We start from the raw sequence: 24,171 nt of genomic DNA on the forward strand, positions 1-24,171 counted from the left end.
TTACAGGATTACGTCAGTGCTCGTGCTGGAGAGGTTGTGGTTCTAGTTTGTGCTGGTTGAGCGAAGGGTGTGGAGGAAAGCCGCCCACTGGTGAGGGGTGAACTCCAGGACGGGCCCAGGGGTGTTCTTGCTGTCGCGGATGGCGATGGTGCCGTGGGCGGAGCGGGCGACTTCGATGCAGTTTTCGCCGGCTGCGCTGTGACGAGACTTGCGCCAAGGAGAGTACTGCGTGGTCATGCGGAGAGTCCGATCTTTTTCTTGAGATCTTCGGCCGCCTCGGTCAGCAGGCTGATCGTGGCGGCCCCTGAAAGGCTGACCTGTAGGAGGTGTTCGTATCCCTGGGTATATCTCATGACCTCTCTCTGATCAATATGCACGACATCAGAGATCATCGTGTCATCGACTGCGATGGGTGGATCGTCCGGGTCTGGGAATGTGTAGAGGGAGAAGGCTGACTTCGGTAGCTGCCGAGGGGCAAAGTCCACTTGCACTGGAAGGATGTGGATTGTAACGCGAGGGTGCTTGAGAGCCTTCTCGATCAGGCTCTGGAGCTGGTCGGACATGACCTGGGGCGGCACGGAAGGGCGCCGGATGACTACTTCATCGATGATGACCTCATAGCGTGGTCCTTTCGGGCCCAGCACGTGAGACTGGCGATGAAGCCGGGCGTTTAGCATGTGCTCGGGGTGGAAGTTGATCTTCCCTTCTGCCTTGGCCAGTTCGATCATGCACCGGATGAAGTCCGGGGTCTGAAGAAGCCCTGGGATGGTGAACTGGTTGTACTCGCGGATGGTCTTTGCGTCTGACTCGATGTCGGCATACATGCGCTGGCGGCGGCCCATGGCGTCGCCGTACTCGTCCCACCAGCCTCGTTCGGCTCCCTCGCGGGCTATCTGGACGAGTTGCTGGTACTTCTCGCCGGTGACCCCCAGGTGATCCAGGATCTTCATGATCTCCACGAGGTTGGGACGGTTGTGGCCGTTCTCGATTCGGGAGATCTTCATTCGGGAGTAGCACAGCACGCGGGCCATGTCGTCTGCGGTCAGGCCGCGCTGTTCGCGCAATGCGCGCAGTTCGGCGCCCAGTCGGCGGCGCCGAACGAAGGGACTGGTCGTGGGTGACCTCCCGGGTTCGGGTTGGAATTGGCGGGGGCGTCAAGGGGGAGACGCCGACATTTCCACTCTGTGTTACCACGTGGCGTCAGAGAGTTTCCGCTGGAATCGGTGGATTCGTTGGCCGAAATGTGCCATCCGGCTAACGCTGGAATAGCGTTCCGGAAGTGAGCGTCTGAACGGCGTGCGTTCGGCTCGCGAACGCACGCTCCGCGTGCGTCCCTTGTGTGGGCGTGCCATTGCCTCTTGCCGCCGGAACGTCGGTTGATTCTCCGTACCGGTGCGGCCACCTGGGGTGACGATGAGGGGCGTCCATTCCGATGACCCGCATCCGGCGAGGTGAACGATGCCGCCCATCCGATCAGCCGGTCTCCGGTCGCTTTCCGGTAGGAACGGCCCCGTTGCGGTCCTGTCTCTGTGTGGGGAGGGCCGGCGTCCGTCTCCTCCGTGCCGCCGGTCCGCTCGGCCCCGGTGAACCTGGGCTTTTGCGGTGACCGCCCCGCATGATCCCGTCCCGGAGCGCCGCACCGACCAGGCCGCTGAACGCGCCGTCTTCGTCCGCTACCTGCAGGCCGTCATCAACGTCTACGGTCCTTGGCTCGACTCCGACGTCATCACCGGCCGTGAACTGCGCATCGCCCGCGACCGCGTCGCCAAGGCCCGGGACCTCCTGGCCAGGTTCACCGGCCCTGGAGCCGTTCCGAACCATGGACGCGACCGGCGATGACGGCTCGCCCGTCTCCGCGGACCCGTCTTGGCGGAACGTCCCTGAGCGGCCGTCGGAGGCCGGTTCGTGCTGTCTCACCGAAACGTGGTCGGAGCGGGCGGAGGGAGAGCTCACCCCGCATCGGCGGGGCATTGGTTCCCTGCGTCTTTTCATCGAGGCGACCCCGGCCGCCTGCCGGTCATCAGTGACCCTGCCTGCCGCTTTTACTCGTACACCGTTTTGAGCGCCCTTCCCTGCTCGTCCGCCGTCCGGAAAGGAAGCAGATGCCGCTGCCCACCCCCGCCCCCCTTCCCGTCGAACCCGCCCCGTCCATGTATTGGCGGCGCGTCTTTCCCGGCCAGGCCGCCCAGGTGCGCGCCGTCAGGGCTTTCGCCGCCTGCCTGCTGGCCGACTTCCCGGCCGTGGAGGATGTGCTGTTGGTGTTGGACGAGCTGGCCGTCAACGCGTTGCGGCACACCCGTTCCGGCCGTCCCGGCGGCCGCTTCGGTGTCGAGGTCCGCTGCAACCTCGCCGGCGTGACCGTCTCCGTCACCGACCAGGGCGGCCCCACCGAGCCGCGCCTCGGCCCCCTCACCGACCCGGGCGACCTGGCCGAGTCCGGCCGCGGCCTGCTGACCGTCGCGGCGTTGGCCACGTCCTGGTCCTGGAGCGGCACTCCTTGTTCCCGGACCGTCCATGCCACTTTCGCCCAGCGGCTTCCTTTTGTTGCTCAAAGTGATCGCTTGGGTTTTCGGCGGTCACTGGGCAGGAGTGGCTCACCGGGCCGTGTCTTCGTCTCTTCATTGGCTCGGGTGCTTTGGCCGAGTTCGGTCGGGGCCTGCCGGTCGTTGCGGCGCTGGCCGCCTTCCGAACCTGGATCGGCATCGCTTGCTCTCGGGCCGTCCATGTCGCCCTCGCCCAGCGGTCCCTTGCGAAGGCCAAGGCGCCGACCTGCTTGGGTGATCTGCGGACAAGCTCTGATGGCCCGGGTCGCTGGTCAAGGGCGGTCTCACCAAGTCGTGTCCTCGTCGGCTTGGATGATTTGGCAGGGTCCGGCCGTGATCTGCCGGTCGTCGCGGTGCCGGCTGCTTGCCGAGCCTGGACCGGCATCGCCTGTTCCCGGGTTGTCCGCGCAGCCTTCGGTCAGGACGGTCGCTGGAGATCGGCGTGTCGGCGGGAACGACGGCGGTGGCCCGGGCGCCAGGGCCCGGGCCACCGGTCACGGGGTCAGGTCACGACGGTCAGAAGGTGGAGACGTTGAGGAGCTTCTCCTGGATGCCGTCGGGGTCCTGGCTCGGCCAGATCCAGCCGTAGTTGCCGGCCGACTGCAGGGCGGCCTTCACGGCGGCGGGGGAGGCGCTCGGGTGGGTGGCCTTGTAGAGGGCGGCGGCTCCGGCGACGTGCGGGGAGGCCATGGAGGTGCCCGACAGGGTCGCATACGAGCTGCCGATGTAGGTGGAGTAGATGCACACGCCGGGGGCGATCAGGTCCACGTCGGAGCCGTAGTTGGAGAAGTCGGCGAAGGTGTCGTCCTGGTCGCTGCGGCAGGTGGGCGAGGCCCCGCCGCCCGGCGCGCCGTTGAAGTCGGCCAGCGCGCTGACAGTGATGACCTCCGGGTAGGTGGCCGGGACGAAGCCGTTGGCGTTGGCGTAGGAATTGCCGGCCGCGACCACGTAGGTGACGCCGGCGTTGACGGAGTTGCAGATGGCCTGGCGCAGGCTGCTGGAGCTGCAGCTGGTGCCCTCGGTGCCGGTGCCGCCCAGGCTCATGTTCGCCACCTCGATCTCGTTGGCGTGGGCGGTCACGTAGTCCACGCCGCAGATGATCTGCGACCAGGTGCCGTTGCCGGAGTTGTTGAGCACCCGCACCGGCCACAGCCGGGCGCCGGGGGCGACGCCGACCACGCCGATGTTGTTGTCGAGTGCGCCGATGGTGCCGGCCACGTGGGTGCCGTGGCCGTTGCCGTCGTTGGCGCTGCTGCCGGTGCTGCAGTTGCGGGCGCCGGCGGTGTAGACGTTCAGGTCCGGGTGGTTGAGCTGGATGCCGGTGTCGATGACCGCCACGTCCACGTCGACCCGCTCGTCGATGCCGTTGATCTTGGCGGTGGGGCTCAGCTCGGCGTCGATGCGGTTGATGCCGGTGGGCAGGGTCTGGGCGGTGATGGACACCTCCCGGTCGGGCTCGACCGACTGCACCCGCGGGTCTTTGGCCAGCCGGGCCGCCGCGGCGGCGGTCAGCCGGGCGGAGTAGCCCTTGAGGGCGCTGCGGTAGACGTGCCGCAGCGTGCCGCCGCGGGCCTTGGTCTGCTCGGCCGCCACCGACGACGGTTCGGCGCCGTCCTTGAGCACGACGATGTAGCCGCCGGTCTGCGCGGCGGCCGAGGCGGACGGGGCGGCGGTCAGGAAGGGGACCAGGGCGAGGGATGCGGATGCGAAGACGGCCATGAGCCGCTTTCTGCGCATGCGCGGATTTCCTTTCCGGGAGTCCTGCGGGGATCGAGAGGGGACAGGGGGTCAGGCGTGCGCGGGGATGCACGCGGCCGGCGGATTGCTCCAGTCGCAGGTCCGTAACAAGCCCGTAATTTTCCTTTACTGTTGATGCCTGTAAGGCCTGCGGTTAGAAGATTGACCGGTCTGTCCCGTTTGATCCATAGGGGCGAACAAAGTCGTTATTGAACGTATATATGACGGTTTGATCTCGGTTCTGTCAGTGTCCGACGGAAAGGGGTCGAACTGCGTTGATGCCCCTTGGGCGAGCTTGGGGACGACGCGGGAGAGGGCTGGTGATCTTGGGCGTCTCCCTGGCGTCGATCCCGGTGAGCCGCACCGAATGCGACCTTCGCCCCTCGGTGATGTGCTCGCGGCCCGGCGTTCCGGTGAGGACGCCACGGCGGGCCGTCCCGGCGGCTTGCGCTCGGGGACGGCGTTTTCAGCGGCGGGCGGCCGAGCCTCATCGGGCCGCGGCCGCCCGCCGGAGCTCACAAAAGGAAATTCCGGCCGGTGCGGAACCCGGCCGGTGGCTTTTCCTTTGAAAATTCTCTGAACGGCGCTTTTGAGCCGGCGGGGATTCCCCGCGGCCGGCCGCTCAGCCCTTCAGCAGTTCCTCGATGAGCGCGCCGACCTGCTCGATCTCGATGAGGAAGCCGTCATGGCCGGCGGGGGACTCGATCACCCGCAGCCGGTCGGCGCCCGGGATGCCCGCCGCCAGCTCCTGCTGCTGGTACAGCGGGTACAGCCGGTCGGAGTCCACGCCCGCCACCAGGGTGCGGGCCGTCACCCGGCGCAGCGCGGCGGCCATCCCGCCCCGGCCGCGCCCGACGTCGTGCCCGTTCATCGTCTCGGTCAGCACGATGTAGCTGTTGGCGTCAAAGCGCCGCACCAGCTTGTCGGCGTGGTGATCCAGGTAGGACTCCACGGCGAAACGCCCGCCGCGGAAAGGGTCCTCATCGCCCTGCGGACGGCGGCCGAACCGCACCCGCAGCTCCGGCTCGCTCCGGTACGTCACATGCGCGATCTTGCGGGCGATGCCCAGCCCGGTGTGCGGGCCCTGGCCCGGCGCGGCGTCGTAGTAGTCCCCGCCGCGGAACCCCGGGTCGCTGCGGATCGCCTGGATCTGCGCGTTCGCCCAGGCGATCTGCTCGGCGCTGGCCGCCCCCGTGGTGGCCAGCAACAGCAGCGCCGCAACCCGGTCGGGCTGGCAGACCGCCCACTCCAGCGCCCGCATCCCGCCCATGGACCCGCCGACCACCAGCGCCCAGCGGTCGATGCCCAGCGCATCGGCCAACTGCACCTCGGCGGCCACCTGGTCCCGCTGGGTGATGTAGGGGAACGACCCGCCCCAGGGCCGCCGCCCGTCCGGACGCAGCGAAGCCGGGCCGGTGCTGCCCTGGCAGCCGCCCAGCACGTTCGGCACCACCACGAAGTACCGGTCGGTGTCCAGCGGACGGCCCGGCCCGATCAGCCCGTCCCACCAGCCGGGGGTCGGGTGGCCGGGCTCGGCCGGGCCGGCGGCGTGGCTGTCACCGGTCAGCGCGTGCAGCACCAGCACCGCGTTCGAGCCGTCCGGCGCCGGCGTGCCCCAGGTCTCATAGGCCAGCCGCACCCCCGGCAGCGTGCCCCCGGTCTCCAGCGGCAGCGGGCGCTCCAGGGTCACCCACTGCCGCCGTCCAGGCGGATCCCCCTCCCGCCAGGCCCCGGTGACCGGCGGGAGGGGGACCGGTGCGGTCTGGGCTGCGGCGCTCAGGACGCGCCCTTCGCCGCGCGGAACCCGGCCTCCAGGTCGGCCTTGAGGTCGTCGACGTTCTCGATGCCGACCGACAGCCGCACCAGGCCGGGGGTGACGCCGGTGGAGGCCAGCTCCTCCTCGGAGAGCTGGCTGTGGGTGGTGGACGCCGGGTGGATGATCAGGCTGCGCACGTCCCCGATGTTGGCCAGGTGGCTGAACAGCTGCACCCCCTCCACGAACCGGCGGCCGGCCTCGATGCCGCCGCGCAGCTCGAAGGAGACGATCGCGCCCGCCCCGCGCGGCAGGTACTTTTGCGCCGCCCCGTACCAGCGGCTGGACTCCAGGCCCGGGTAGTGCACCGCGGCGACCTCATCGCGCTGCTCCAGCCACTTGGCCAGCTCCAGCGCGTTCGCCGAGTGCCGCTCCATCCGCAGGCTGAGCGTCTCCACGCCCTGCAGCAGCAGGAACGCCGAGAACGGCGCGATCGCCGGGCCGATGTCGCGCAGCAGTTGCACCCGCAGCTTGATGCCGTAGGACAGGTTGCCCAGGGCCTCCCAGTAGCGCAGGCCGTGGTAGCTGGGGTCGGGCTCGACGAAGTCGGGGAACCGGTCGCCGTGGGCCCCGAAGTCGAAGGACCCGCCGTCCACCACCACGCCCGCGACCGTGGTGCCGTGCCCGCCGAGGAACTTGGTGGCCGAGTGCACCACGATGTCGGCGCCGTGCTCAAAGGGCCGCAGCAGGTAGGGGGTGGGGACGGTGTTGTCCACGATCAGCGGCACGCCCACCTCGTGGGCCACGCCGGCCACGCCCTCGATGTCCAGCACGTTGCCGCGCGGGTTGCCGATGCTCTCCCCGAAGAACGCCTTGGTGTTGGGACGCACCGCCGCCCGCCAGGCGTCCAGGTCGTCGGGGTCCTCGACGAAGGACACCTCGATGCCGAGCTTGGGCAGCGTGTGCCGGAACAGGTTGTAGGTCCCCCCGTACAGCGAGGCGCTGGAGACCACGTGGTCGCCCGAGCGGGCCAGGTTCAAGATCGCCATGGTCTCGGCGGCCTGCCCCGACGCCAGCGCCACCGCGCCGACCCCGCCCTCCAGCGCGGCGATCCGCTGCTCGAAGGCGTCCTGGGTCGGGTTCATGATCCGGGTGTAGATGTTGCCGGTCTCCGCCAGCGAGAACAGGTTGGCGGCGTGCTGGGTGTCCCGGAACACATACGAGGTGGTCTGGTAGATCGGCACCGCCCGCGCCCCGGTGGCGGGGTCGGGCTGGGTGCCGGCGTGCACCTGCTTGGTCTCGAACGACCAGCCGTCGGTGGCGGGGGCCTCGGAGGCGTCGGGGGACTGGCTCATCGTGCTCCTCGAACTGACGATGACGCGGCGCCGCGCCGCGGAGAGGTACGGGGATTCAGCGAAGTCCGACCCGCGACCGGGGTGGCGGGCGAGGGCGAGACGGAAAGACGGTGAGCGGGGCGGGGGTCAGCGCGCAGCCGGACAGCGGCTGCTGGCCACCCGCAGGTAATCGACGTAACGCCTGCTCACCAGCATGATCACCCGGTCATCATATCGTCACACGCCCGCTTATCCGAGTGCCTTTCATCACATTCCCTCGTGATTCTCCCCGGTGGGGACGGCGATCGGCGCTCTGGCTCGTTCCATCCCCTCGGAGCGCTCACGCCTTCCCGGCGCCTTCGCCGGGGGAGGAACGTGTGCGGCTTCTCACAGGGCTCGGGCGGCGTCCATCGGCGCTCAAAGACGGGAGCCGGAAAGAGACGGGGTGACTCCTCGCCCATCGCCGGACCGGTTCCCGCCGCCGGGACGGGACGGGAGGCCGCCGGCCAGCACCGTCTCCAAAAAGGGCAGGGCGCGGCCGACCTGCTTGGCCCTGATGACCAGGTCCCACAGCGGTTCGAACTTCTTCCAGCCGGCCGCGTAGGCGGCATGGCGCAGCCTGCCCGCCACGGTGGGCTTGGTGGCCGCGCCGCGCAGGATCGACCCCCAGCGGTAGAAGTCGCGGTAGGCCCGCCAATAGCCGTCCTCCAACTGCCGGGCGGTCATCCGGGACGGTTCGAAGACCACATGGCGGGTGTCGTAGAGATCCCAGTCCGAGTGCAGCAGCCGGCCGGCCTTGGCCATCCGCTCATACAGGCGGGTGCCGGGATAGGGCGTGAGGATGTGGAAGGTGGCGGTCTCGATGCCCTGGCCGATCGCCCACTCGACGGTGCGGTCGAACACGGACGCGTCGTCGTGGTCCATGCCGAAGACGAAACTGCCGTTGACCATCACCCCGTGCTCGTGCAGCCGCCGGATCGCCGCGCCGTAGTCCCGGTCGATGTTCTGCCACTTGCGCTGCTCGGCCAGGTTGGCGGCGTTGACGGTCTCAAAGCCGACGAACAGGCTGCGCAGCCCCGCCTCCACGGCCTTCTCCAGCAGCCCCGGGCGCAGCACCGCCTGCACCGTCCCGGCCGCCTGCCACAGCCGTCCCATCCCGCGCATCCCCTCGAACAGGGCGGTGGCGAACCGGGCGTTGCCGAACAGGTGGTCGTCCAGGAAGTACAGGTGCCGTCCGGGCAGCCGGTCGATCTCGGCGAGCGCCGCGTCCACGGCCTGGGTGTAGAACGACTTGCCGCCGGCGAAGAACGCCTCCTTGTAGCAGAAGTCGCACACGTGCGGGCAGCCGCGGGAGACCACGATCGAGTTCGGCACCAGGTACCGGCTGCGGTCGATCAGGTCGCGGCGGACCGGCGGCAGGCCGGCCAGGGTGCGCTCGGTGGAGTCATAGCGGCGGGCCGGACGCCCGGCGCGCAGGTCGGCCAGGAAACGCGGCCAGGTGTCCTCGCCCGGCCCGCAGAAGATCGTGTCGGCGTGCCGGGCGGCCTCCTGCGGCAGCGACGTCACGTGCAGGCCGCCCAGGCAGACGTGGGCGCCGCGGGCCCGGTACAGGTCGGCCAGCTCATAGGCCCGGCGCGCGGAGGTGATGTAGACCTGGATGACCACCAGGTCCGGCTCATCGGAGGTGTCGATCTTCTGGACGTGCTCGTCGACGATGGTCACCTCGTCGTCGGGGTCCAGGTAACCGGCCAGCGTGGCCAGCCCCAGCGGCGGGAACAGCGCGTACTTGATCGGGCGGAACAGCGGCGAGGTCGCCTCGGTCAGCGCGGGCAGGATCATCTTCACTCGCACGGGGGGCTCCTTCGGGTCGGTCACCGACCTGGATACCGCCCCGCCGATCACCGCGGGTGAGGGCCGTGTGCGGGTTCTGTGCAGAAATTGTGAAGACCGCCCGCGGGTCAGATCGCGTTCGGGATCACGGCGCGGATGCGGCAGCCGCGGGAGGAGTCGGCCACCTCGATGCGGCCGTCGTGCAGTTCCACCGCCCAGCGGGCGATGGCCAGGCCGAGGCCGGTGCCGCCGTCGGAGCCGTAGCGGGCGCCGCGGGAGAAACGTTCGAATACCCGCTCGCGCTGCTGCGGCGGGATGCCCGGCCCGTCGTCGGCGACCTCCAGCACCAGGGCCGTGCGCAGGGGACGGGCGGTGACGGTGACGTTGTCCCCGCCGTGGCGGGCGGCGTTGTCCAGCAGGTTGGCCACCACCTGGTGCAGGCGGTCCCGGTCGGCCCGCACCATCAGGCCGGGGTCCGCCTCGGCGGTGAAACGCACCCGCGGGTGCGCGATGCGGGCCTGCTCGACGGCCTCCTCCAGGAACGGGCGGACGGCGAAACGGGTGCGCTCCAGGAACCGCCCGCCCTCGTCCAGGCGGGACAGGTCCAGCAGCTGCGCCACCAGCCGCTCCAGCCGCTGGGTCTGCTCCAGCGCCGCCCGCAGCGTCTGCGGGCGGGCCGGGGTGATGCCGTCGGCGATGTTCTCCAGCTGGGCGTGCAGGGCGCTGATCGGCGTCCGCAGCTCGTGGGAGACGTTGGCGATGAACTCGCGCCGCCGCCGGTCCACCTCGGCCAGGTCGTCGGCCATGCTGTTGAAGGCGCGGGCCAGCTCGCCGACCTCGTCGCGGGAACTGGCCCGCACCCGCCGGTCGTAGCGTCCCTTGGCCATCGCCCGGGCCACCGCGGTCATCTCCCGCAGCGGGGACGTCATGCCGTGCGCCAGGAACTGGGTGACCGCCAGCGAGACCAGCACGGCGACCGGCAGGGCGTAGCGGCCCCGCACGCCCGCCTCCAGCGCCTCCTTCAGCACCAGCGCGGTGGCGCAGGTGCTGGCCGCCACCAGCAGGCCCAGCTTGAGCTTGATGGAACGCAGCGGGTCGAGCGGACGGGGGATCACCGCGGGGGCTCCAGCGCGTACCCCACGCCGTGCGCGGTGCGGATGATCTCGTCGCCGAGCTTGCGGCGCAGCGCCCGCACGTGGCTGTCGACCGTGCGCGTCCCGGCGCCCGCCGTCCAGCCCCAGACCCGTTCCAGCAGCTCGGCCCGGGAGAACACGGTGCCGGGGGCGCCGGCCAGGAAGGCCAGCAGCTCGAACTCCGTCGGCGTCAGGTGCACCTGGGCGCCCCGCAGGCGGACCCGGCGCGCCGCCCGGTCCACCTCCAGGCCGCCCAGCCGCACCACCGGGTGCGTCCCAGAGCGCGCCCGTTCGATGCGGCGCAGCAGCGCCCGCACCCGCGCCACCAGCACCCGCATGCTGAACGGCTTGGTCAGATAGTCGTCGGCGCCCACACCCAGCCCGATCAGCTGGTCGGTCTCCTCGCCGCGGGCGGTGAGCATCAGCACCGGCACCGGCCGTTCGGCCTGCAGCCGCCGGCAGACCTCCAGCCCGTCCAGGCCGGGCAGCATCAGGTCCAGCACCACCAGGTCCGGTGCGCTGCGGCGGAAGCGCTCGACGGCATCCAGGCCGTCCCGGGCGATCACGGCCGTAAAGCCCTCGGCCCGCAGCCGCTCGGCCACCGCCTCGGCGATGGCCGGTTCGTCCTCCACGACCAGGATGCGGTGACTCGGCACGGCGCCCACTCTAAGCGGAGCTCCGCCGGGCCGCCCACGCCCGGGACGGACCCAGGCGGCCCGGCCCCGCCGGCGAAGGCGCGCCATTTGATGGCGGGAAACGCGGATTTCCCCATTGCCGCGGCGGTGTCCCTCTAGGCTCCAGGAAGCAGCCGTCAGGTAGGGAGGAATGGGTTCGATGACGGAGAAGGCGGAGGAGACGGGCGGCAAGGGGCCGGCCTCGCTCGACCTCCAGATGGACCGCGCGCATCCGGCCCGGGTGTACGACTACTTCCTGGGCGGCAAGGACAACTTCCCCGCCGACCGGGAGCTCGGCGACCTGATCGCCGCCGTCACCCCGGAGATGCGCGACACCGCCCACATCAACCGCAGCTTCATGGTCCGGGCCGTCAAATACGTGGCCGAATGCGGGGTGGACCAGTTCCTCGACCTGGGCACCGGCATCCCCACCAGCCCCAACACCCACGAGGTGGCCCAGTCGGTGATCCCCGGCGCCCACGTCGTCTACGTCGACAACGACCCGATCGTCTCCGTCCACGGGCGGGCGCTGCTGGCCACCGACTCCACCACGGCGCTCGTCCAGGCCGACATCCGCGACATCGACCGGCTGCTGGAGGAGCCCAAGCTGCGCCAGCTGATCGACTTCAGCCGCCCGGTCGCCATCATGCTGGTCGCGGTGCTGCACTACGTCACCGACGAGGACGATCCCGGCCGCATCGTCTCCCGGCTGCTGCAGGAGGCGGCGCCCGGCAGCTACCTGATCCTGTCGCATTTTTCCGCCGACATGAGCCCCCGGGCGCACCAGGTGGTGGAGCTGGCCGCCCGGGACGGGGTGGCCATGCGGGCCCGCAGCCGGGAGGAGATCGCCGAGTTCTTCACCGGGCTGGAGATGGTCGAGCCCGGGCTGGTGCTGCCGCCGCTGTGGCGGCCCGACGGCCCCGTCCCCTCGGATTTGAGCAACGCCTGGGGTTACGCCGGGGTGGCCCGCAAGAACTGAAAACGGCCCGGGCCGGACGTGCACACGATCCGGCCCGCGCCCGTAGGACCGGTGAGCGGCCGATCGCAACCGCCCCGCCTGGTGGAACGGGGCGCACGGGAGCCTGTGGAGGAGGGCGCATGGCGCGCGGCGGACCACTGATCGATGCGGCCAACGCGCTGACCGTGCGGTGGGCCGCGGCGGTCTGCTCGCCGGCGCAGTCGACGGTCCTGTCCGGGGCCGGGGTGTGGCCGCTGCTGGGCTTGCTGGCCGCGGGCGCCGCCGGCCCGGGGGAACGGGAGCTGCGGCAGGCCATCGGGGTGACAAGCGGCGACCCCATCGACGCCGCCGAAAGCCTGCTGGAGGAGATGGCCTCCGCACCGGCCGTCCAGTCCGCGCTGGGCCTGTGGACCGCACGAGGGCTGCGGCTGAACCCGCAATGGGCCGGGCGGCTGCCGGCAGGCACCCGTGGCGAGCTGACCGGCGACCCCGGCCGCGATCAGGAGCTGCTGAACGCCTGGGCCAGGGAACGGACCGATGGGCTCATCCCCGCCATGCCGGTGGAGGTCGATGCGGCCACCCGGCTGGTGCTGGCCGGGGCCCTCGCCATCCGCACCACCTGGGACGAGCCGTTCTCCGAGTTCCCCACGCCGCTGACGGACGGCCCCTGGGGCGGGCGGTGGATCGTCGCGCTGTCGCGCACCGTCAGGACGATGCACGACCTTCAGGTGGCCGACACCCCGGGCGGCCCGCTGACCATGCTGCGCGTGACCGGCTCAGGGGACCTCGACGTCCACTTGCTGCTCGGCGGCCCCGCCCGCATGCCCGGGGACGTGCTCGCCGCAGGCGTCGCCGCACTGGCGGGCCGCTGCTCCCTCACCGGCGGGGACGCCCTGCCGGAGGGAGAACCCGCCCCCGGTGTCGTCGTCCGGACGATGGAGAGCGCCGTCCTCGGCGATGTGATGAACCAGATGGTGCCGCGTTTCACCGTCACCTCCTCCCACGATCTGCTCGCCACGCCCCAGGTGTTCGGCCTGCAGAGCGTGATGGACACCGCGCGGGGCCACTTCCCCGGCATCAGCGCCGAACCGCTGGCCATCGACCAGGCCCGCCAGAACGTCCGCGCCTCCTTCCAGGCCCGGGGCTTTGAGGCCGCCGCGGTCACCGCCTTCGCCGCCACGGTCGGATCGGCGCCCCCCGCGGCCACCGTGAAGGTCAAGTACGTGCAGGTCTGTTTCGACCGTCCCTTCGCCTTCCTGGCCGTCCACCGCACCAGCGGCCTGATCCTGGTCGCCGGGTGGGTCGCCGAGGCCGACGAGGCCGCGGTGCCCGGGCTCCCCTCGCCGCGGCCCGCCCGGCCCGGGCGGCCCTTCGGGAGGTGGGGCGGCTCCTGACGGGAAGATCCCCGGGACGAGCCGGGAGGTGCGCGGAAGCCCGCGCACGGCCGGAGGTCTGGTGAGCCGTTCGCCGCCTCCGGCCTTGAGGTCAGGACTCCAGCCGGCCGGCGACGCGGCGGGCGGCCTCGATGGCGTCGCGTTCCGTGGCGGCGGCGTCCTTGGCCTGTGTGGCGTAGCGGACGGTGATCCGCACCCCTCCCACGTGGGCCAGGACGGTGGAGACGCGCAGCAGCCCGTCCTCGGTCGCCGCGCAGGCCGCATCCCCCACTCCGGGCGGGCGGTGGACGGCCCCCAGCCCGGCCAGCGCGGCGCAGCCCCGCTCGTGCTCGGCCGCCGCCCTGTCCTCGGGACCGGCCTTCTCGACCCTGAGGTCGAAGTGGATGTACTCGGCGGAGCCGAGGTCGCCGCCGGCCGTGCAGGAGGCGCTGCGCAGCCCGCCGCCGCCGCGCCGCCAGGACGCCTCGGGGACCAGGCCGGCCACGTCCGCCGCGGCGCAGGGGTCGGCGAGCTCGGACCGTCCCGGCGGCAGGACCCCGAAGGAGAATCCCAGGACGACCGCCGCGGCGGCGACGGCGGCGCCGCCGAAGAAGGTCAGGACGAGCGTGGTGAGGAGACCGCCGAGGGAGCCCGCCGCGGCCGCGGAACGTTCGCTCATGCTCTCTCCAGTGCCGTGGCGGTCAGCCGGTGCAGCCGCCTCTCCCGGCCGGGGACGGGCGAGTCGGCCCGCACCACCACGACGGTCTGCCGGGCACGGGCCACCACCAGGTAGGACGGCTCATCCCGGCGTGTGCCGGCGCAGGCCGCCGCCTGCTCGCCCACCCCGGAGACCGGCTGCGGCCGGCAGGCGATCTCCGGGTGTTCGACCTTGGACCGGAAGGACTCCTCGGCCGCCTTCACGGCCGTGACGGTGATGGTCTCATGGCTGCGGCGGCGGCGTATCTCCATGTGGCCATAGCGGTGCACGTCCACCGACAGGTACCGCCGGCCGCCGGAGGAGAAGGTGCACCCGCTGCTGATCCACCCTTCGGAGCCCGCCTCGTCCGGCGGGCGTTCGGAGAGGATCTGGGCGTCCGGCACGATCTCCTGCAGCAGTGCCCGGTCGACCAGGTTGCACGGGGAGGGCACCACGGGCACCGGCTCGTTCTCCTCCGCGGGGGAGGACCACAGCCCCCACGCCAGCCCTCCGCCGAGCAGCGCGCCCATGAGGGCGGACCAGACCGACAGGAACGCCTTCGTGCGAATGTCCATGACCGGACGATTATCGCCGCTGCCGATCAATGGGCCTTTTCAACCCGTGGCCCAAGGAGCCGTGGACAGCGGCCTTGATGATGCCCGGTGCTGCGGCGTTCCAGGTCACGGCCTTGTCCCTGGGGGCGTCGTCCCGTTTCAGCCTGTGAAGGCGGCGTGGTGAAAAAGCTCAACGCGCAGGAACCGGTGCGGTCCGCATGGCCGGGTGCCCGGTTCCTTGTGGTGCGTAATCCGCAGGCCGGGGCGTGAGGGAGGGCGCCGGTCGGCTTCCTGGGAGAGCGGTTGCTCGGGGACTCCGTTGAAGCACCTGCCGCGATAAGGGATGATTCGGGCAAGTGGTGCTCGTGTGTTATTTCGGTATTCGTGGTTCCCGAGGGGAAGAAGTGGACGTCTTCGGCAGGTGCGGCCGTCCCGCCGCCGGGCACCGGACGTCCATTCCCGGCGCGGGCGGAGAGACGGCCCCATGAGCCGCGATGCCCCGCCCGCGGGCGTCGCCTCCGAAAAGGGCCGGTCGCCGGGAAAGACGCCGCGGCCTGCCCCCACCGGCACCGAGCCCGCCCGCTGTGACCTGCACGGGGATGAGACCGCCACCGGCCTTCGGGAGAGCGCCGATGCCGGTGTCCGCACGCTGGACCGCGCCGCGGTCAGGGAGGCCATCACGACCCTGGGCACCGGTTTCCTCCGGCACCCCGATAACGACGCCCTCCGCAAGGCCCTGGAAGACCAGGGCGAGGTCACCCCCCGGAGGTTGCACCGGGCTTTGCTGCGCACCGTCTATCGGCTGCTGTTTTTGTTCATCGCCGAAGACCGCGGAATTCTGCTCGACCCGCACGCCTCCCAGCAGGCCCGCGACCGTTACACCCGCTTCTTCTCCACCGCGCGGCTGCGCCGCATCGCCGCCCTTCCCGGGCCCGACCCGTCCGAAGACCGAAGCCGCGGCCGGCGGCGTGCGTCCGTCCCCGGCGGGCTTCCCGAACGAGGCCCGCCCGGCCGTTCCCGAAACCAATGGCGGACCCTCGTTTCCGTGCTGGACGGCCTGGGGCGTGAAGGCGGAGTTCCCGAACTGGCTCTGCCCGCCCTGGGCGGGCTTTTCGAACAAACCGGCATCGACGCCCTCTTGCACGAGTGCTCCCTGGATGATGAGCACTTGCTGGAGGCCATCCGCTCGCTGTCACAGGTGCGCGACCACAAAACCCACCGCACTCTTTGGGTGGACTTCGCGCGCATGGACGTCGAAGAGCTGGGTTCGCTGTATGAGTCGCTGCTGGAGCATGTGCCCGGCTATGACCCGGCCGAGCGTGCGTTCGTGCTGCGCAGGCTCGGCGGCAATGAACGCAAGATCAGCGGCTCGTACTACACGCCCCCCTCGCTGGTCGAGGCGCTGCTGGACGCGGCGCTGGACCCGGTGATCGACGACGCCCTCGAATCCGGCCGGACCGCCGCCGAACGGGAAAGGGCGCTGCTGTCGCTGACCGTCTGCGACCCGGCCTGCGGCCCGGGGCGTTTCCTGGTGGCGGCGGCCCGCCGCATCGCCGGGCGGCTGGCCTTCGTCCGCACCGGCGACCCCCGGCCCCCGGCCCGGCAGGTGCGGCGGGCGCTGCGCGAGGTCATCGCCGGCTGCGTCTACGGCGTGGACCTCAACCCGATGGCGATCGAGCTGGCCAAGGTGTCGCTGTGGCTGGAGGCCGGGGAGCCGGGCAGGCCGCTGAGCTTCCTGAACGCCCATCTGAAGGTCGGCAACGCCCTGCTGGGCGCCACCCCGGCCCTGCTGGCCGGCGGACTGCCCGACGAGGCGTTCACCCCCATCGAAGGCGACGACAGGAACTGGGTGCAAACCCTCAAAAAACGCAACAGAGCCGAACGCGAGGCGCTGAAGGGTCACCAGAGCATCCGGCCGTCCCACCGCGGAGAGGAGACCGGCCCGGCGGGCAAGGAGCTCGCCGACGCCTGGTGCGCGGCGTTCTGCTGGGTCAAAACGCCCCGGGCCGCGCCCCCCGTCACCACCCGCACCCTGCTGGACCTGGCACGCGACCCGGACTCGGTCGCCCCGGAGACCCGGGCCGAGATCGCGCGCCTGGCGGAGCGGTACCGCTTCTTCCACTGGCACCTGGAGTTCCCCGGCGTCTTCGGCGGGCGGGGCGGCGCACCCGATGAGCGCACCGGCTGGAGCGGCGGCTTCTCGTGCGTCCTGGGCAATCCGCCGTGGGAGCGCATCAAGCTCCACGACCGGGAGTTCTTCGCCACCCGGGACGAGCGCATCGCCGCCGCCCCCACCAAGGCCGCCCGCGACCGCCTCATCCGGGCGCTCGCGGAGGAGAACCCCGCGCTGCACGCCGAGTACACCGCCGCCCGCCGGCGGGCCGAGGCCACCGGGCATTTCCTGCGCAGGTCCGGCCGCTACCCGCACACCGGGCGCGGCGACATCAACACCTACGCGGTGTTCGCCGAAAGCGGCCGGGCGATCGTCGGCCCGCACGGACGGGTCGGCCTGATCGTCCCCACCGGCATCGCCACCGACGCCACCACCCGGCACTTCTTCCGGGACGTGGTGGCCTCCGGCCGCCTGGCGTCGCTGCACGACTTCGAAAACACCGCGCCGCTGTTCTCCGGCGTGCACCGGTCCTTCAAGTTCGCGCTGCTCACGCTCACCGGGCGGGCCGAACGCAAGGCGAGCGCCGACTTCGCCTTCTACCTGCACGACCCGGCCGAGCTGCGGGCGCCCGCCCGGCGCTTCAGGCTGAGCCCGCGGGAGATCGCCCTGCTCAACCCCAACACCGGCACCTGCCCGGTCTTCCGCAGCCGCCGCGACGCCGAGATCACGCTGGGCATCTACCGGCGCGTGCCCGTGCTGCTGCGCCGCGGCGAGCCCGACGGCAACCCGTGGGGCGTTTCGTTCCTGCGGATGTTCGACATGTCGGCCGACTCCCACCTGTTCCGCACCCGGCGAAGGCTGGAGGCCGAGGGCTGGCGGCTGGAGGGCAACGTCTTCACCCGCGACGGGCGGCGCTACCTGCCGCTGTATGAGGCGAAGATGCTGCACCACCACGACCACCGGTGGGCCACCTACGAGGCCGACGGCTCCATCCGGGACGTCACCGCGGAGGAGAAACGCGACCCCGGCTTCGTCGTCATGCCCCGCTACTGGGTGCCCGAGCACGATGTGCCCACCGGCCGCACCGACCGGCGGGGACGGCCCGTCATGGCGCCCGGGGTCCGCTCCCGCCTGGCCGCGCGCGGCTGGACGGCCGGCTGGATGCTGGGGTTCCGCAACGCCTGCCGCGCCACCGACGAGCGCACCTTCATCGGGCACCTGCTGCCGCGGGCCGGGGTGGGCAACAGCATGCCCGTGATCATCACCGACGACGCCTCCTGCGCCCCGGCCCTGATGGCCTGCCTGCAGTCCTTCGTGCTGGACTTCGTGGTCCGCGCCAAGGCCGGCGGCGCGAACATGAACTTCTTCATCGTCGAGCAGCTGCCGGTGCTCCAGCGGTCGAGGCTGCCCGAGCCCGCCCCCTGGGACGGCACCGCGACGTTGGCGGACTGGCTGGGCGCCCGCTTCCTGGAGCTCAGCCACACGTCCGGCGACCTCGGCCTGCTGCCCGTCGCCCCCTTCCGCTGGGAGGAGGAACGGCGGCGCCTGCTACGGGCGGAGCTGGACGCGGCGTTCTTCCACCTGTATGGGATTAAGCGGGACGACGTGGACTACATCATGGACACGTTCCCGATCGTGCGGCGCAAGGATCTGGCGGCGTTCGGGCGCTACCGGACCAAGGAGCTGATCCTGGCCGCCTATGACGCGATGGCCCGCGCCATCCGCTGCAAAGAGCCCTACCGGACGCCGCTCGATCCTCCGCCGGCTCAGGGCCTGTCCCAGGTGCGGCTCATCACCGCGGAAGCGCCCAAGGTGCAACCGCCCGGCGGGCGGGCGGCGCGCTGAGCCGTTCTTCCCCGGCCCCGGGCCGCACAGCGCTCCGTGAGGCCCGGATGACATGCTGTGAACACCTTGGATGGGAAGTGATCTTTGTGAACTAAATCTTCACAAGAAGATCTGGAGTGTGGTATCAATCTCTGCATCATGCGAAACCGAATCGTTGCCTCAGGTGCGGCCCTGTGCGCCGCGGCCGCCGTGATCTTGACTCCCACCACCGCCGAGGCAGCCGGGCCCGTGCAGATCTACCGGGTCTACTACGACTCGCCCGGCAAGGACACCGGCTCCAACAGCTCCCTCAACGCCGAGTGGGTGCAGATCATCAACCGGGGCACCAAGACCCGGCAGCTCAAGGGCTGGCGGATCCACGACAGGACCGGCTACACCTACACCTTCGGCTCGTTCAAGCTGGGCCCCAAGAAGACCGTGAAGGTCCGCACCGGCAGGGGCAAGAACACCTCCGCCAACCGTTACTGGGGCCGCCGCTGGTACGTGTGGAACAACACCGGCGACACCGCCTACCTGCGCCGCCCGAGCGGCTCCCTGGCCGACTCCTGCTCCTGGAGCAAGAAGGGCAGCGGCCACAAGTACTGCTGACCGCCTTCGCCGAACCTTTTCAGCACGCGTCCTTGAGCGCCGGGAGCCAAAGGGCTCGGCGATGCCCGGCACTGGGCCGTCCCCGCAGGCCGTGACCTGCAGGGACGGCTTGAAGAGGTTCACCGCGGGCGCGGCCCGCGCCGCCGGGACGCAGGCGGCGCGGGCCGCGCCCCCATCGATGCCGCACCCCTTTTAGGCCCGCCGATTGTTGAGCGACGCGCCGCCTCTTATCCTCTTGGCTTTACCCTCGTATCGGCCCTTTCGCGGGCCAGGGGTGGGGTTTGCGGTGGTGCGTTTTCAAGTGCTCGGGCCGCTCAAAGCGGACCTGGGCGGACGGCCGGTGAGGCTCGGCGGGCTCCGGCAGCGGGCGGTGCTGGCGGTGCTGCTGATCGCGCGGGGCAGGATCGTGTCGGCCGAACAGATCGTCTCCGCGGTCTGGGAGGGGTCCCCGCCGCCCTCGCCGACCACCCTGCACGCCTATGTCTCCGAGCTGCGCCGCGCCCTGGAACCGGACCGCCCGGCGCGCGCACCCGCCCGGCTGCTGGTGCGGGAAGGCCCGGGATACGCGCTGCGGATCACCCCCGACCAGCTGGACGCCGAACGCTTCACCGACCTGGCCGCGCGGGGACGGCGGGCACTGGAGGCCGGTGCGGCGGCCCAGGCCGAAGAGCTGCTCGGCCGCGCCCTCGACCTGTGGCAGGGACCCGCCTACGCCGAGTTCACCGACGCCGGGTTCGCCATCCCCGAGATCGCACGCCTGGAGGACCTGCGGGCCGGCGTCCAGGACGACCGCGTGGCCGCCATGATCGAGCTGGGCCGGCACGCGACGGCCGTGGGCCTGCTGGAGGCCCAGGTCGCCGAGCATCCACTGCGGGAACGCGGCTGGGAACTGCTGGCGCTGGCGCTGTATCGCTCCGGCCGCCAGGCCGACGCACTGGCCGCCCTGCGGACCGTCCGCCGCCGCCTGGCCGACGAACTGGGCATCGAACCGGGACCGGCGCTGCGCGCCCTGGAGACGGCGATGCTGACCCAGGACCCCGGCCTCGACCCGGCCCCCCGGCACGGCGCGGTCCCGCCCGGCAGGCCGCCCGCGGCGGAGCCCGTCCCGCCCCCCGCGGAGCCGCCCGCGCAATGGACGCCGGCACTGCGGCCGGAACCGGCGCGAACCGGCGGGAACCTGCCGTTCGCGCTGTCGGCCTTCGTCGGCCGGACCGAAGAGCTGGCCATGACCGGCCGCCTGCTGGCCGAGCACCGCCTGGTCACCTTGACCGGGACGGGCGGGGTGGGCAAGACCCGGCTGGCGCTGGAGGCCGCCCGGCGGCGAAGCGACCCCGACGGCCCCTGGCTGGTGGAGCTGGCCGGGCTGCAGGAGGAGACGCTGCTGGCCGCCGCGGTCGCCGCCGCGCTGGGCATCCCGGGGGTGAGCACCCCCGACCAGCTGGCCGCGGTGCTGGCCGGCCGGGAACTGGTGCTGCTGCTGGACAACTGCGAGCACCTGCTGCGGGGCGCCGCCGAACTGGTCGGTGCGCTGCTGGCGCGCTGCGGCGGGCTGCGGGTGCTGGCCACCTCCCGCGAGCCGCTGGGCGTGGCGGGCGAGGCGGTCTATGAGGTGCCGCCGCTGGAGCCCGCCGGGGACGCCGCCGAGCTGTTCCGCCGCCGGGCCGCCGCCGTGCTGCCCGGCTGGAGTCCCGACGAGGCCGAGCAGGCCCGCATCGTGCGGTTGTGCGCCGAGCTGGACGGCATTCCGCTGGCCATCGAGCTGGCCGCGGCCCAGTGCCGGGTGCTGTCCATCGACCAGGTCGCCGACGCGCTGGCCGACCGTTTCGCGGTGCTGGTCGGCGGCGCGGCCGGCGGCCCGTCCCGGCACCGCACCCTGGAGGAGGCCGTCGCCTGGAGCCACCAGCTGCTGGAACCGGCCGAGCGGCGGCTGTTCCACCGGCTGGGGGTGTTCGCCGGGGGCTTCGACCTGGAGGCGGCCGGGGCGGTCGCCGGCGTCACCCCGGTGCTGCCGCCGCTGTCGGCGCTGGTCCGCAAGTCGCTGCTGACCGTCGAGCCCGGCAGCGCCCCCCGCCGCTACCGCATGCTGGAGACGCTGCGCCAGTACGCGCTGCGGAAACTGGACCCCGCCGAACTGGAGGCGGCCCGCGAACGCCACCGCGCCTGGGTGCTGGCCCGCGCCGAGGCCGCCGACCGCCGGCTGCGCGGCCCGCAGGGAGCCGACCTGCTGGCCCAGTTGAGCGGGGACCTGGCGGAGATCCGGGCGGCGTTCGCCTCGGCGGCCGCCGCCGGGGACGGGGAGTACATGCTGCGGCTGGGCGCGGCGATGTACTGGTTCTGCTACCGCAAAGGGCACATCGCCGAGGGCCTGTCCTGGCTGTCGGAGGCGCTGGCCGCCGTGCCCGACGCCGACCCGGGGCTGCGGGCGCGCGCCCGCGTGGGCCTGGGCGGGCTGCTGTACCTGAACGGCCAGGTGCGGGACGCCTACGAGGCCGCGCTGACCGCCGGGCAGGAGGCCCGCGCGGCGGGGGACCGCATCACCGAGGCGCTCACCGACATCTACCGCGTCTACATGGGCGCGCTGGCCGGAGTGCCGCTGGATGTCGCCGAACTGAGCCGCACCGCCGTGGAACGGGCCCGCGCCACCACCGAAGAATGGCTGGTCGCCGAGGCGCTGATGGTGCAGGGCATGATGGCGCGCCTGGCGGGGGACCCGTCCGCGCCGCAGGTGCTGGAAGAGGCGATCGCGGTCGCGCAGGCCTGCGGTCACGGCTGGTCGGTCGGTTCGGCGCTGTGGGCCGCCATGAAGGCCGCGCTGGACCGCGGCGACGGCCCCCGCACCCTGGAGCTGGCCAAGGGCCTGCTCGACATCTCCGAACGCGACGTGGATGTGACCTCCTGGCTGGTGCTGCTGCACACCGCCGCCCACGCGCTGGTGCTGACCGGACGCCCCGAGTCCGCCGCCGTGCTGGTGGGCGCGGTGGAGGGCATCGGCCGGCAGGTCGGCTTCTCCCCGGAGAAGATGGACCCGCTGGACGGCCCCCGCACCTCCGCCGCCGTCCGCCGGGCGCTGCCCGCCCACGAGTACCGGCGGCACCTGGCCCGCGGCCGCCGCATGTCCCGCCGGGAGGTCTCCGCCCTGCTGGCCGATCTCATCGCCGAAACGACCGCAGCGGCGGGTCGGCCCGGCGCCCGGTGAGGACGTCGGCCACCAGCTCGGCGACCGCCGTCTCCGAAGGGGCCACCACGTCGATCACGGGGGTGCGCTCCTGCGCCAGCTCCAGCGTCCAGCCGCCGTCGCCGGCGTAGCAGCCCACCGTCAGCGCCGCCTCCCCCGACCACCCCCACGGCGGGGTGGCCGCCAGCCGGGGCAGCACCAGGCGCCCCTGGTAGACGCCCACCGGTGCGATCCCGGCCGCGGCCAGCGCCTCCGCCATGCGCTCCCGCCCGGCCCGCACCCGGGACGCCGAGCGGGCCCGGCGGTGCCGGCCGGCGACGGCCCGCAGGGCGAGGCCGGGCAGGTCCGCGCCCAGGCCGTCCCAGTCGCCCGGCGCGATGCCGTGCCCGTCCCCGGCCGCATACAGGTCGGCGAGCAGCGCCGCCGCCTCCCGCAGCACCGCGTCCGCGTAAACGGTGGCCGGCTGGGCCCGAGCGGCCGCCGCGACCTGCATGCCGGTGTCCGCTGCGCGCATCGGCTCAGCCCTCCTGCCCGGGCAGCAGCGGCAGCATGTCCTCGGCCGGCACCGGGCACGGGTGGACCGGCAGGGCCCATTCGGGACGGCGGCGCAGCACGCGGGCCAGCATGCCCGGGGCGAGCAGCCGCCGCGGGGGAGCGGCCAGGGCGGCCACGCGCAAGACGGCGTCGCCGACCACCGGGTCGGCCTCGGCCGCCGCGTGCAGCCGGTCGAAATAGGCGTTGCGCAGGCGGGGCGGCGTGCTGCACCCCAGCCACGAGCCTTTGGTCACGAGCGCCCAGGGGGCGTCGATGACCTCGGCGGCCTTGGCGAAGAACCGGCGGGCCGCATCGGCGGTCCCCTCCCGCAGCGCCTCCCGCAGCACCAGCGCCTGGCAGGCCGCCACGGTCACGTCATACCAGGAACAAGGACCGAAATGGCACAGTGCATCGCCGACCGCCACATACCGGCCGGGAAGGTGGCGCAGGCGCTCGTAGCGGCGGCGGACCCCGGCGGCCGGGCGCGTCAGCTGGGGCGGGCCGACCGGGTCCAGTTTGAGCATGAGCCGGTGAATGTCGGGAATCGGCAGCCGGGCGGCGAACGCCTCGTAGGCGTCCGGGTCGGCGCAGAGCGCGTCCTCGCCCGCGCCCAGCACGGTGATCAGCCAGCGTCCGCCCTCGGCCCGGGTCGCAAGCCCGCCGCGGGGCTCCGCCCCCGGCATGACCGCGATCACATCGGCGTCGGCGTCGCCGGGATGGGCGCGGTACTCGCGGGACACGCAGACCGGCCCGGGGCCCGCGTGCTCCTGCACGGGCGGCGCGCAGCCCAGTTCCCGCAGCCAGGCGATGCCGGGGTCGTCCCGCCCGGAGGCGTTCACCACCAGGTCGGCCGGGATCTCCGCGCGGCCGCCGGCCGTCTGCACGCGCACCCCGCCGGCCTCCGGCAGCAGCCCCACCGCTTCGCAGCGGAAGCGGATCCGCACGCCCGGCAGGGCCTCCACCCGGGCGCAGATCGCCTCCCGCAGCCGCGGCCGGCTGACGGCCAGCCCGCGCAGCCGCGAAGGCGCCGGGTGCAGCCGCCGCCCGCCGTGGTACCAGGCGCAGTCGCCCTGCAGATCACAACGGGCGGCGCCCAGGGCGGCCAGTTCGCCGATCAGCCCGGGAAACAGCCCCTCCAGCGCCTCGCAGCCCCGCGACGGCAGCAGGTGGGCGTGGCGGTCCCGCGCCGCGGACGCACCGGCCGGCTCGCCGCGGTCGATGACGCTGACGCGGGCGAAACGCTCCGCCAGCACCCGGGCGGCCAGCAGGCCGGCGATGCCCGCCCCGATGACGACGGCATGCCCGCCGCGGTCGATTTCCGTCATGACGA

Annotated in this window: 18 protein-coding genes and 1 pseudogene; 7 read left to right on the forward strand and 12 right to left on the reverse strand. The window is 72.2% G+C overall.

Translation table 11 applies throughout. From position 1 onward, the window contains the following. Positions 1–42 precede the first annotated feature (42 nt). Entirely contained in the window at positions 43–237 is a 195-nt protein-coding gene (locus BUE48_RS07145; RefSeq protein ID WP_012851808.1) for a DUF397 domain-containing protein, read from the reverse strand. After that, the gene (locus tag BUE48_RS07150) at positions 234–1,085 is read right to left on the reverse strand and encodes a helix-turn-helix domain-containing protein (RefSeq protein ID WP_041439385.1); all 852 of its coding nucleotides are present in this window, start codon (positions 1,083–1,085) and stop codon (positions 234–236) included. Before BUE48_RS07150 ends, BUE48_RS07145 begins: the two co-directional genes overlap by 4 nt. Before the next feature lie 517 nt (positions 1,086–1,602). On the opposite strand from BUE48_RS07150, the gene BUE48_RS07155 reads away from it, so the two are divergent. Together BUE48_RS07155 and BUE48_RS07160 are read left to right on the forward strand one after the other, a co-directional pair. After that, positions 1,603–1,839, forward strand: a complete 237-nt coding sequence (locus BUE48_RS07155; RefSeq protein ID WP_012851810.1) for a hypothetical protein — start codon at positions 1,603–1,605, stop codon at positions 1,837–1,839. Between the two features lie 311 nt (positions 1,840–2,150). Continuing rightward, positions 2,151–2,486: pseudogene (locus BUE48_RS07160) on the forward strand (ATP-binding protein); the annotation flags it as partial. Between the two features lie 573 nt (positions 2,487–3,059). Here BUE48_RS07160 and BUE48_RS07165 read toward each other — a convergent pair. The 6 genes from BUE48_RS07165 to BUE48_RS07190 form a co-directional block, all read right to left on the reverse strand. Beyond that, positions 3,060–4,262 (reverse strand): S8 family peptidase, encoded by a 1,203-nt coding sequence (locus tag BUE48_RS07165; protein ID WP_041441174.1) that lies wholly within the window; start codon positions 4,260–4,262, stop codon positions 3,060–3,062. Between the two features lie 640 nt (positions 4,263–4,902). Next, positions 4,903–6,060: a homoserine O-acetyltransferase MetX gene (gene metX, locus BUE48_RS07170; protein WP_286989572.1), complete on the reverse strand. Its 1,158-nt coding sequence runs from the start codon at positions 6,058–6,060 to the stop codon at positions 4,903–4,905. Then, positions 6,057–7,388 carry a bifunctional o-acetylhomoserine/o-acetylserine sulfhydrylase gene (locus BUE48_RS07175; RefSeq protein WP_012851821.1) on the reverse strand — a complete coding sequence of 444 codons (1,332 nt, stop codon included), beginning with the start codon at positions 7,386–7,388 and terminating at the stop codon, positions 6,057–6,059. Before BUE48_RS07175 ends, metX begins: the two co-directional genes overlap by 4 nt. A gap of 396 nt (positions 7,389–7,784) precedes the next feature. After that, a complete protein-coding gene (locus tag BUE48_RS07180; RefSeq protein WP_012851822.1) occupies positions 7,785–9,218 on the reverse strand; it encodes a B12-binding domain-containing radical SAM protein in 1,434 nt (477 codons plus the stop codon). Positions 9,219–9,325: 107 nt separating this feature from the next. Beyond that, positions 9,326–10,312, reverse strand: coding sequence for a HAMP domain-containing sensor histidine kinase (locus BUE48_RS07185; RefSeq protein ID WP_012851823.1), 987 nt, complete (start codon positions 10,310–10,312; stop codon positions 9,326–9,328). After that, the gene (locus BUE48_RS07190; protein ID WP_286989396.1) at positions 10,309–10,986 is read right to left on the reverse strand and encodes a response regulator transcription factor; all 678 of its coding nucleotides are present in this window, start codon (positions 10,984–10,986) and stop codon (positions 10,309–10,311) included. The genes BUE48_RS07185 and BUE48_RS07190 overlap by 4 nt, the downstream gene beginning before the upstream one ends. A 178-nt stretch (positions 10,987–11,164) precedes the next feature. Here BUE48_RS07190 and BUE48_RS07195 point away from each other — a divergent pair, with 178 nt between their 5' ends. Together BUE48_RS07195 and BUE48_RS07200 are read left to right on the forward strand one after the other, a co-directional pair. Next, positions 11,165–11,983, forward strand: a complete 819-nt coding sequence (locus BUE48_RS07195) for an SAM-dependent methyltransferase (protein ID WP_012851825.1) — start codon at positions 11,165–11,167, stop codon at positions 11,981–11,983. Between the two features lie 119 nt (positions 11,984–12,102). After that, positions 12,103–13,356 (forward strand): serpin family protein, encoded by a 1,254-nt coding sequence (locus BUE48_RS07200; RefSeq protein ID WP_286989397.1) that lies wholly within the window; start codon positions 12,103–12,105, stop codon positions 13,354–13,356. Positions 13,357–13,447: 91 nt separating this feature from the next. Here the strand turns inward: BUE48_RS07200 and BUE48_RS07205 are convergent, their stop codons facing one another. Continuing rightward, positions 13,448–14,014: a hypothetical protein gene (locus BUE48_RS07205; RefSeq protein WP_286989398.1), complete on the reverse strand. Its 567-nt coding sequence runs from the start codon at positions 14,012–14,014 to the stop codon at positions 13,448–13,450. Beyond that, positions 14,011–14,607 carry a hypothetical protein gene (locus BUE48_RS07210; protein WP_286989399.1) on the reverse strand — a complete coding sequence of 199 codons (597 nt, stop codon included), beginning with the start codon at positions 14,605–14,607 and terminating at the stop codon, positions 14,011–14,013. Before BUE48_RS07210 ends, BUE48_RS07205 begins: the two co-directional genes overlap by 4 nt. 463 nt (positions 14,608–15,070) lie before the next feature. On the opposite strand from BUE48_RS07210, the gene BUE48_RS07215 reads away from it, so the two are divergent. From BUE48_RS07215 to BUE48_RS07225, 3 genes are all read left to right on the forward strand, one after another. After that, positions 15,071–18,544, forward strand: a complete 3,474-nt coding sequence (locus BUE48_RS07215) for an Eco57I restriction-modification methylase domain-containing protein (RefSeq protein ID WP_286989401.1) — start codon at positions 15,071–15,073, stop codon at positions 18,542–18,544. Positions 18,545–18,682: 138 nt separating this feature from the next. Further along, entirely contained in the window at positions 18,683–19,132 is a 450-nt protein-coding gene (locus BUE48_RS07220; RefSeq protein ID WP_286989402.1) for a lamin tail domain-containing protein, read from the forward strand. 286 nt (positions 19,133–19,418) lie between these two features. After that, positions 19,419–22,328, forward strand: a complete 2,910-nt coding sequence (locus tag BUE48_RS07225; protein WP_286989403.1) for an AfsR/SARP family transcriptional regulator — start codon at positions 19,419–19,421, stop codon at positions 22,326–22,328. Here BUE48_RS07225 and BUE48_RS07230 read toward each other — a convergent pair. Together BUE48_RS07230 and BUE48_RS07235 are read right to left on the reverse strand one after the other, a co-directional pair. Next, a complete protein-coding gene (locus BUE48_RS07230) occupies positions 22,282–22,821 on the reverse strand; it encodes a hypothetical protein (protein ID WP_286989404.1) in 540 nt (179 codons plus the stop codon). The genes BUE48_RS07225 and BUE48_RS07230 overlap by 47 nt on opposite strands. Positions 22,822–22,825: 4 nt before the next feature. Next, complete coding sequence (locus BUE48_RS07235; RefSeq protein ID WP_012851833.1) at positions 22,826–24,166, reverse strand: FAD-dependent oxidoreductase; 1,341 nt, start codon at positions 24,164–24,166, stop codon at positions 22,826–22,828. Positions 24,167–24,171: the final 5 nt, after the last annotated feature.

The sequence above is a fragment of the Thermomonospora sp. CIF 1 genome (genome assembly GCF_001896795.1).
Lineage (GTDB): Bacteria > Actinomycetota > Actinomycetes > Streptosporangiales > Streptosporangiaceae > Thermomonospora > Thermomonospora curvata.

Coding starts and splice junctions, on each gene's coding strand:
- BUE48_RS07175 (WP_012851821.1), bottom strand. CDS start 7,388: ATGAGCCAGTCCCCCGACGCCTCCGAGGCCCCCGCCACCGACGGCTGG.
- BUE48_RS07215 (WP_286989401.1), top strand. CDS start 15,071: ATGAGCCGCGATGCCCCGCCCGCGGGCGTCGCCTCCGAAAAGGGCCGG.
- BUE48_RS07145 (WP_012851808.1), bottom strand. CDS start 237: ATGACCACGCAGTACTCTCCTTGGCGCAAGTCTCGTCACAGCGCAGCC.
- BUE48_RS07165 (WP_041441174.1), bottom strand. CDS start 4,262: ATGGCCGTCTTCGCATCCGCATCCCTCGCCCTGGTCCCCTTCCTGACC.
- BUE48_RS07200 (WP_286989397.1), top strand. CDS start 12,103: ATGGCGCGCGGCGGACCACTGATCGATGCGGCCAACGCGCTGACCGTG.
- BUE48_RS07205 (WP_286989398.1), bottom strand. CDS start 14,014: ATGAGCGAACGTTCCGCGGCCGCGGCGGGCTCCCTCGGCGGTCTCCTC.
- BUE48_RS07230 (WP_286989404.1), bottom strand. CDS start 22,821: ATGCGCGCAGCGGACACCGGCATGCAGGTCGCGGCGGCCGCTCGGGCC.
- BUE48_RS07195 (WP_012851825.1), top strand. CDS start 11,165: ATGACGGAGAAGGCGGAGGAGACGGGCGGCAAGGGGCCGGCCTCGCTC.
- BUE48_RS07220 (WP_286989402.1), top strand. CDS start 18,683: ATGCGAAACCGAATCGTTGCCTCAGGTGCGGCCCTGTGCGCCGCGGCC.
- BUE48_RS07235 (WP_012851833.1), bottom strand. CDS start 24,166: ATGACGGAAATCGACCGCGGCGGGCATGCCGTCGTCATCGGGGCGGGC.
- BUE48_RS07210 (WP_286989399.1), bottom strand. CDS start 14,607: ATGGACATTCGCACGAAGGCGTTCCTGTCGGTCTGGTCCGCCCTCATG.